The organism is Parafrankia soli, from assembly GCF_001854695.1.
Taxonomy (GTDB): domain Bacteria; phylum Actinomycetota; class Actinomycetes; order Frankiales; family Frankiaceae; genus Parafrankia; species Parafrankia soli.
This window is the reverse complement of record NZ_MAXA01000046.1, coordinates 1-8,334: the sequence shown is the minus strand read 5'-3', so window position 1 is coordinate 8,334 and position 8,334 is coordinate 1. Positions and strand designations below refer to the sequence as shown.

9 protein-coding genes and 1 pseudogene are annotated in these 8,334 nt (G+C 68.8%); 3 read left to right on the top strand and 7 right to left on the bottom strand.

Annotation, left to right across the window (positions count from 1 at the left end):
* The 3 genes and pseudogenes from BBK14_RS39630 to BBK14_RS05740 form a co-directional block, all read right to left on the bottom strand.
* Positions 1 to 282, bottom strand: a pseudogene (locus BBK14_RS39630) (transposase); the annotation flags it as partial.
* Between the two features lie 193 nt (positions 283 to 475).
* Complete coding sequence (locus tag BBK14_RS38740) at positions 476 to 664, bottom strand: hypothetical protein (protein ID WP_131802172.1); 189 nt, start codon at positions 662 to 664, stop codon at positions 476 to 478.
* A gap of 218 nt (positions 665 to 882) precedes the next feature.
* The gene (locus tag BBK14_RS05740; RefSeq protein ID WP_071060139.1) at positions 883 to 1,731 is read right to left on the bottom strand and encodes a helix-turn-helix domain-containing protein; all 849 of its coding nucleotides are present in this window, start codon (positions 1,729 to 1,731) and stop codon (positions 883 to 885) included.
* A 76-nt stretch (positions 1,732 to 1,807) separates the two neighbouring features.
* Between BBK14_RS05740 and BBK14_RS05735 the strand changes: the two genes are divergently transcribed.
* Positions 1,808 to 2,839: an aldo/keto reductase gene (locus BBK14_RS05735; RefSeq protein ID WP_241831188.1), complete on the top strand. Its 1,032-nt coding sequence runs from the start codon at positions 1,808 to 1,810 to the stop codon at positions 2,837 to 2,839.
* 446 nt (positions 2,840 to 3,285) lie between these two features.
* Here the strand turns inward: BBK14_RS05735 and BBK14_RS05730 are convergent, their stop codons facing one another.
* From BBK14_RS05730 to BBK14_RS05715, 4 genes are all read right to left on the bottom strand, one after another.
* Complete coding sequence (locus tag BBK14_RS05730; protein WP_071060138.1) at positions 3,286 to 3,696, bottom strand: type II toxin-antitoxin system VapC family toxin; 411 nt, start codon at positions 3,694 to 3,696, stop codon at positions 3,286 to 3,288.
* The gene (locus tag BBK14_RS05725; protein WP_071060141.1) at positions 3,693 to 3,917 is read right to left on the bottom strand and encodes a hypothetical protein; all 225 of its coding nucleotides are present in this window, start codon (positions 3,915 to 3,917) and stop codon (positions 3,693 to 3,695) included. The genes BBK14_RS05730 and BBK14_RS05725 overlap by 4 nt, the downstream gene beginning before the upstream one ends.
* Before the next feature lie 247 nt (positions 3,918 to 4,164).
* Entirely contained in the window at positions 4,165 to 5,808 is a 1,644-nt protein-coding gene (locus BBK14_RS05720; RefSeq protein ID WP_198541183.1) for a restriction endonuclease, read from the bottom strand.
* 483 nt (positions 5,809 to 6,291) lie between these two features.
* Positions 6,292 to 6,900, bottom strand: coding sequence for a TetR/AcrR family transcriptional regulator (locus BBK14_RS05715; protein ID WP_071060137.1), 609 nt, complete (start codon positions 6,898 to 6,900; stop codon positions 6,292 to 6,294).
* 92 nt (positions 6,901 to 6,992) lie between these two features.
* On the opposite strand from BBK14_RS05715, the gene BBK14_RS05710 reads away from it, so the two are divergent.
* Together BBK14_RS05710 and BBK14_RS05705 are read left to right on the top strand one after the other, a co-directional pair.
* The gene (locus BBK14_RS05710) at positions 6,993 to 7,739 is read left to right on the top strand and encodes an SDR family NAD(P)-dependent oxidoreductase (RefSeq protein ID WP_071060136.1); all 747 of its coding nucleotides are present in this window, start codon (positions 6,993 to 6,995) and stop codon (positions 7,737 to 7,739) included.
* A 350-nt stretch (positions 7,740 to 8,089) separates the two neighbouring features.
* Positions 8,090 to 8,334: helix-turn-helix domain-containing protein (locus BBK14_RS05705; RefSeq protein WP_241831187.1), on the top strand; the 245-nt coding region annotated here is incomplete at its 3' end.

Here is an 8,334-nt window from a genome sequence, read left to right as displayed (position 1 = left end):
CTCCTCCAGCCCGTGCTCCACCAGCCGAGCCCGGAACTCGGCCAGCACCGACGGGTCGAACCCCTCGTCATCGAGCCCCAAGCCCAGCGCGTACTTCCAGTCGATCCGCAGCCGGACCGCGTCCACCGCCGCCCGATCAGTCAGGTTCTCCGCCATCTGCAGCACCGTGATCAGCGCCAGCCGGCCCGGCGACCAGCCCGAACGGCCCCGCACCCCGAACGCCTCGACGAACTGCTCATCCGCGAACAGCTCACCCAACTGGTCGCGCGCCGCTACCGCCAGTGGTGCCTTCCGRCGGGCATACATCACCCGGACCGCGTTCACGATCTCCGCCGCCGGCTCCGGCCACGACCGAGGATGCACCGACACCACACACCCCATCCCGCAGCCGGACGAAAAGAGGAGGAAGACGGCCRCACACGGCATGATCCAGCCGCGACACGCTCCCGACGACGACCCCACCCGGCGTGTCGGCTCAATTAACCAGCAGGGTCTGCGGGCTCTGGTGGCGCCGGGTGACGTTTCTGCATGATCGTGTCATCGCAACACCGTACTGCGCGCCGACGATCAATGGTGGGCTGATATTTGTGAAGGTAAGGTAGTTGAGGGTATCGCCGTAGCTACGGGCGTTTTTCATAGCTGCGGCCAGCTGGCTTCTGTTCATCCACAATCTGTGTCGGCGGGGTTCCTGGCGACGGTTAATGGCATCGCCAATCTGGCGTGCGAGGTCGTTAGGAGCAGGAGTGGTCTCGCGGCTGGATGGAATCTATGCGCGGCGGCGCGGGGAACGGTGCGGTTGGACTCTACGACGGGCCCGGTCGAGGTTCGCACGGAAGATCGTCAGTAAAGGATGGGCCCCCGCATCCAGGACTGGCAGCGGGGTCAGGCCGGCGCCGTGGCGGGCGCGACGGTGGTGAGGATGGTGGTCAGGGCAGCGGCGGTGGCCGTGTCGGCGGGCAGGTAGGCGACGAGGCGGTGGTCGTCGGTGCCGGGCAGGAGCAGGGTCTCGAAGGCCAGCCGAAGGTCGCCGGCGGTCGGGTGGGTCCACCGTTCGACGCCGGTCCAGGCCGGCAGGACGGCGGCGGTCGCGAAGCGGTGGCCGAACTCGCCGCCCGCGGTGATGCACAGCTCGTCGGCGAGCGCCGCCGCCGCACCGTCGCCGAGGTCGGCCGCCGCCCGCAGCGCCGCGGCACGCTCGTCCGCCACCCGCGCCCAGTCCGGGAAGGTCGCCCGCGCCCGCGCGTCGGTGAACACGTAGCGCGCGAGGTTGGCGGGGACGTCGCCGACGAGGCCGACCGGAGCGGCGAGGCGGGTGAACCCGGTGGTGTGGGCGAGCACGTCGCCGTGCGCGGTGACGACCAGTGCGGGGGCGGGCTCGAGCCGGTCGAGCAGTGCCCGCAGGGTTGGGCGCAGGGGCGGCCGGGCCGGGGCGGCGGACATCGCGCAGACCTCGCCGCCGACCACCTTCACCAGGCGGTAGAGGTGCACGCGTTCGTCCGGGGACAGCCGGAGCGCGTCGGCGAGCGCGCCGAGTACCTGGCCGGACGGATGGCGGTCGCGGCCCCGTTCCAGCCGCGTCAGGTACTCGACGCTGACGCCCGCGAGGATGGCCAGCTCGGCCCGGCGCAGGCCGGGGGTGCGACGGCGCGCGCCGGCCGGCAGCCCGACATCGGTGGGCGAGATCGACTCCCGTCGGGCCCGGAGGAACCCGCCCAACACGTTGTCGACCATGCCCCGAGCCTAGGCAGCCCAGAGGGGCCCTGCCACGGTCTCCCTACGTCGGGCGTACCGCTGCAGGCTGAGGCACATGGGCAGCACCTTCCGCACACCGACAAACGGTCTGACGATGCGGTACCGGCTCTTCGGCCAGACCGGCCTGCGGGTGTCAGAGCTCTTCCTGGGCACGATGACCGTGCCCGACGCGACCGAGTGCCGTCGCATCGTCGAGGCCTACGCCGACGCGGGCGGCAACGTCCTCGACACCGCCTCGGCGTACGGCGAGAGCGAGAGCATGCTCGGCTCGGTCATCGACCGGCGTGACCGCTTCCTCATCGCCACGAAATACACGCTGTCGCGGGACGCGGGCGACCCCAACGCCTCGGGCAACCACCGCAAGAACCTGGTGCTCTCGCTGGAACAGAGCCTGCGCCGGCTGCGCACCGACTACATCGACATCTACTGGGTGCACATCTGGGACCGGCACACCCCGATCGAGGAGACCATGCGCGCGCTGGACGACGTCGTCCGCGCGGGGAAGGTCCTCTACGTCGGCATCTCCGACGCTCCGGCCTGGATCATCGCCCGGGCGAACACCCTGGCGCAGTGGCGCGACTGGTCACCGTTCGCAGGTGTGCAGGTGCCCTACAACCTGCTGACCCGCGACATCGAGCGTGAGCTGCTGCCCATGGCGGAGTCGCTCGGGCTGACCGTGGCCGCTTGGTCGCCGCTCGCCGCCGGCGTGCTCTCCGGTGTCGTCGACGCACCCGACGGCCCGCGGGGCTCGGAGCGGGTCAACCTGCGGGCGCTCACCGCGCGCGACCGGGCCGCGGCTGCGGCCGTCCGCGCGGTCGCCGAGGAACTGGGCGCCACCCCCGCCCAGGTGGCGCTCGCCTGGACGCGCAGCAGGTCCGCGGCGGTGCACCCGATCATGGGCATCAACAACACCGCGCAGCTCGCCGAGAACTTGGGCGCGCTCGACCTCACCCTGCCGGCGGACGAGATCCGGCGGCTGGAGTCCGCGGTCGAGTTCCAGCTCGGCTTCCCCTGCGACTTCATCGCGGAGTGCGAGCCCAGCTCGTTCGTCTTTGGCGACACCGCGACGAAGGTGGACGGGCGGTAGCCACCGGCGCCGGGGCCGGGCGGCGGCGAAACGCCTCGGTCAGATCCTGCGTGCGACCGCGCCGTAGACGAATCCCAGGGTGCCTGCGGGGGTCTTCGCGGCGGGGTGGAGCGGGAGAGTTATCAGGTGTCTGAGCCCTGTGCTCGGACTGTCCGGCCGGTTCGGCGCTGATGGTGCAGGTCACGTGGCATGCGGGTGCCCGGTGGAGCGTGGGCGTGCGACCTGGTGCTCATTAAGCGCCAGAGCGGGTTTCGGGCCCGCACTGGCCGATCTTGCTTGGCATCGTCGCAGGTCAGGGGGCCGATTTGTGCACCCAACCAGCACTAATGCGAACCTGAACCTGCAGGTCAGCGGCCCGACCGTGTCCGTCGAACCCATCCACGCGAAGATCCGCCGGGCCGGCTACGCCGGCAACACGAACGCCAGGAAAACTGGCTGGCGGCAGGCTACGGGAGCAGAGTGAAAGCGGGGACGTGGCTTGGACGGACCACGCTGAAGTGCCGGCGGTCCAACGTGGCGATATGCACCGCCTGGAACTTCTCGGCGACCGCGACGACGAAGGCGTCGGCGGTGCCCAGCGGAAGATTTGCATACCGCTCGACCAGAACAGCGGCCCGATGGGCCTCGACAGGCGTGACGGGCGCCAGCTCGTAGACACCGTCCGCCACGTCGCGCAGAAAATCGGCCTCGGCCTTCGCTCCGGCCCGGCTGAAGAGCATGTAGCCGATCTCCGAGAGGAGCGGGGCTGGGAGCAGAAGTGGCCCGGGAAAGTTCTGGAGCAGGTCGACGCACTGCCGGTGGTGATCGTCCTTGCGGTTGGCGACGGCCACCACGGGGCCGGTGTCGACGACGATCACGCGCTGCGGCGGTCCCCATCACCCCAAGCCTCGCGCACGACCTCCTTGGCGCGCTCGCCCAGATCCGGCTCACCGTCGAAGACGGCGGTCGTACGGAACTGACGGCGGGGGCGCTCGCCACGCTCCACTTCCGCCCACTGCCGCAGCAGCTCCACGGCGTCGGATAGCCGGTCCTCCGGCAGCGCGTCAAGCAGCCGGTGTGCTTCGTCGCGCACGCTCATGCTGCCAGTGTAGGAGTCCTGCCCGCCTCCGGCCTGGCTACTGGCGTGGTCTTCATCCCGGGAAGCCCGCGTCTCCTCGCGGCCCCCGGCGGTCACAGGCACCCACAGACCCCGTCGGCGCCCAACCGTCACCGACGCTCCGACCAGTAGATATTGGTCGCCTCCGATGACCCTCTGTGATCAGGATAGGCCCGGTAGGCCGCCTTCGTCACTGTCCATACCTGGCAGGTCGGGGAGCCGGGTGGAGTCAGGTTGTCGGGCCGGAGCGGGTCGGCGGAGCTTTGGGCAGGGCAATGCGGACCTTCTTGTTCAGGTGCTCCTCGAGGAGTCCCTTGAGCTCGCCTCCTTCGATGAGCCGGATTCGCCCGGCGCGTTTCGCGACGAACTCCCTGCTCGCGGGACCGAACCAGGAGGATGTGACCAGGATTCCCTTGGTGGCGTTCTGGTCGTCCATTGTTCCCCAGAGTGCCCGTACCGCCTCGGCTGGAACGACCCGCTTATAGAGTTTGGCCTGGATGACACAGACGCCGCCCGTGATCGGGTTCGCGTCTGTGACGACGACGTCGACACCGTTGTCACGTGATCCTTGTGTCGTCTTGGCCCAGCCAGTCATCCCGATTTTCTCGAAGAGCTGGCGAATGAGGTGCTCAAACGCGAACGGGTCCATGGCAAGCAGGTCGGGCCGGCTGTCGAGCTCGGCGGCGGCGTCGAAGTCGTCGATGAACTTGTAGCGAGAAAGATCGAAGTCAACGATCGGCGTCACGGCCTCGACGTCGTACGGGTGCGGCGACACGATCGCCTTCAGGTGCTTCAGGCATTCCACGGGCCGGAGGTGGTCGAAGTCCAAGCCTTCGTAGATCTCTCGCGTCACGCTGAGGGTGATCAGGCAGGGGTGGGCAGGCTGGCCGGTACCGGGGTCGCGGGTGCGTACGTGTCCGTTGAGGGCGACCGAGTCGACCAGGCTCCGTGGGGTGGTCTCGAAGATCTCCCGCAGGTGACGCAGTGCGGTCTGTGCCACGACGGCGGCATAGAGAGCCTTACGGTCCCGGTCTGCCCGGGGCAGGGTGTCGATCTCCTTGCGCGTCTTGACATAGCGGAAGCCGCGCTCGGCCGGGACGATCTCGTTGGTGGGTAGATCGAACTCGATCCAGATCTCACGCRGCTCGGGCCGGTAGGCAAGCCTCCGGTTCTTCGGGAACCCGGCCGGGTAGCTCGACCGCTCCAGGATCTGCGTGACGAAGTCCTCGACCGCGTCGGTGTCGCCCGCACGATAGGCAGCCTCGAAGAGTTCCACCTGCTGGTTGTGCCGGGCAACCTCGGCGCGGACTCTGTCTGCGCGCCGCTGGTGGTCGCTGCGGGCTTGGCGGATCCGTTCCTGCCTGCTGGCCTCCGCGCGCTGCGCGGTGTCGACGGCCTCCTGGTAGCGCCCCTGCGCCTCTTCCAGCTCCTGCTCGTAGCGGGCGCGACCGCCAAGCATCGCGGCCAGTCCGCGCGGAGGGCCGGGCGGGGCGAATTCATCCCAGTCCGGTATGGGTGTCGGCGACCCGAACCGAGGCAGGTCAAAGGTGGGGATCCGTGCCTCGCGCCGCAGGCCGCCGAACGAGAACGGGGCCAGGTTCGCCCCGGTCAGCAGCGCGTTCAGCGTCTGAACCTGGGCGTCGACCTCAGCGGACAGCTTTTCGGCCTCTGCCGCCATCAGAACGTGGTTCAGCTGCTCGCGTTGTCGGGTGTCGGTCCGGGCCTGGCGTTCGGCCTTCTGTCGCGCCCGTTCCATCGCCTTCTGGACCCGGTTCGCCGCCGCGTCGATCTGGCGCTTCTCACGATCGAGGCGAGCGCGCTGTTGTTCTTGGGCGCGGTGGAACTCCGACCAGCCCGAACGTTTGGCAGCCACCTACATACAGCACCAGACACAGCACTCTCAGGCAAGAAGTGCTGACCGGTGAGATCTCGATCCGTGACGCAACGTGGGACGGTCTCCGGTGACCAGCGCATTAGCCCTGGTAGAAGGGTGGTCTGCTGATCGGGAGCGATGGTTGAGATCTGCGGATCGGCTGGGAGAGCGTACACAAGCTGATCGCGTCCGTCCGCGCGGTCTGCGAACACGCCTTCGCCCACCTGAAGAACTGGAGGATCCTCACCAAGCTCCGCCTRCACGTCCGTCACGCCATCACGCTCCTGCGGGCCCTGCTCGTCCTGACGAACCTCGAAGTCACCCGGTGTGCCCTTGGACAGCGAAGTTAGCCGAGAGCGGTTCTGTGACCTGCGGCGACTAACTTCATTGTCCAAGCGGAGGGCTTGATGGCTGGCGATGCCGCTGATTTGGGTGCGGTTCCTCGCTTCGGGTGGCGCGACACGCTCCCACGGGCACCTACTGTCAGACGGGTGGCCAGTTCCGCAGCGCCGCGTCGGCCACCTGCTGGAGTTCGGAGTGGGTGGCGCCGCCGACAGCCTGGACGGCGATGCCGTTCGCCACGGTCATGACGTATCGGGCGAGCAGTTCCGGGTCCGCGCCGGGGGGCAGATCACCCTCGTCGACGGCCTGCTGGAACCGGTGGCGGAGGCGAGCACGGCCGTCGTCGCGCCAGGCGATCAGGGCATCCTGGGCCGCCCGTCCCGAGTCGCCGGCGGCCAGCGAGCCCTGCACGCCCAGGCACCCGGCGGGGCAGCCGGGGCGGGTGGTCGTGCTGACCGAGCCGGCGAGGAACGCCGTGGCCACCTCCCGGGCGCTCGGCTTCTCCAGTGCGCGGGCCGCATAGGCGGCGGGACCTTCGGTGTAGCGCTCCAGGGCCTTGCGGAACAGCTCCTCCTTGTTGCCGAAAGCCGCGTACATGCTCTTGCGGGTGATGCCCATGGCGCGGGTCAGGTCGGTCAGGCTGGCGCCTTCGTAGCCCTGCTCCCAGAAGACCATCATCGCCCGCTCCAGGGCCTCGTCGGCGTCGAAGCCTCTCGGCCGGCCGATCGGCGCTTTCCGGGTGATCTCCACGGCCCCATCCTACGGCCTTGATACCGATCGGTGCAGAAGTGCTACGATTTCATTCTGCACCGATCGGTATCTAAGTTTCGGGAGTTCAAGCAATGGGACAGCTGGAAGGCAAGACCGCCGTCGTCACCGGCGGGAGCACAGGAATCGGCCTGGCCACCGCCGCGCGGCTGGCGTCCGAGGGCGCCCATGTGTTCATCACCGGCCGGCGCAAGGATGCGCTCGACAGGGCAGTTGAGTCGATCGGTTCCGCGGTCACCGCGGTGCCGGGCGACATATCGGAGCCGACCGACCTGGACCGGCTGTACGACGCGATCCGTGACCGCGGCCGGGGCCTGGACGTGCTCTTCGCCAACGCGGGCATGGCCACGCTCGCACCGTTGGCGCAGGCCACCGGGGAACAGTTCGACCAGATCTTCGGCGTCAACGTCCGGGGCACACTGCTCACCGTGCAGAAGGCGCTGCCGCTGCTCAACGACGGCGCCTCGGTGATCTTTAACGACTCCATTCGCGCCGACGACGGCCGGGAGGCCTTCGGCCTGTACGCGGCGTCGAAGGCCGCGATCCGGTCCCTCGCGCGGACCTGGGCCAACGAGCTGAAGGGCAGGGACATCCGGGTCAACACGGTCGCGCCGGGCGCGATCGACACCCCCGGAGTCGACATCGCCATCGGCGAGGAGAACGCGGCCGCCGTCAAGGCGGAACTCGCGGCGGGAGTGCCGATCGGCCGCAGGGGGCGCCCGGAGGAGGTCGCCGCCGCGGTGGCCTTCCTCGCCTCCGCGGACAGCAGCTTCGTGCTCGGCACCACCCTGCACGTCAACGGCGGCGAGAACCAGTTCTGACCCCGCCACGCGGAGTCCCGAACTGTCGCGGGCGAGTCGTCGCCCGCGACATTCCGCCTGGCCAACACGAGCATCCGCGCAGCACGCCCAGACTGGACACGGAGCGCAAGATCACTCCGACCGATAGGGCCGCCCAGCACCCCCAGCGTCACCTCGTACGACTAGTGCGGCGTAAACAAATGCCCGTTCCAGTGCCACTGTTAGGCTGGAAAAAGTGTGGGTAAATTGGACACATGATCCTAACTGATAATCAACGCGATATTCTCGAGTCCTTGGCTGGAGGCGGTGGGTACGACAGGTCTGCGGCTGCCCGCGCCCGTATGGTGCTATGGCGGGACGAAGGATCCTCAGTGCAGGAAATAGCCGAGAAGGCGGGCGCGTCGAAGCCTACCGTGCGGCTGTGGCTGTCGCGCTATGACGAGGAGGGGCCGGACGGCTTGGTGAGCCGGGTGTCCCCGGGGCGGCCACGGGAGGTCCCGGGGCGGGTACGGGCGCGGATCCTGGCGTTGACCAGGGCCACCCCTCCGCCGGAGACCGGACTGAGCCACTGGACAAGCACCGAGATGGCGCGGTACCTGAAGCGCCGCGAAGGAGT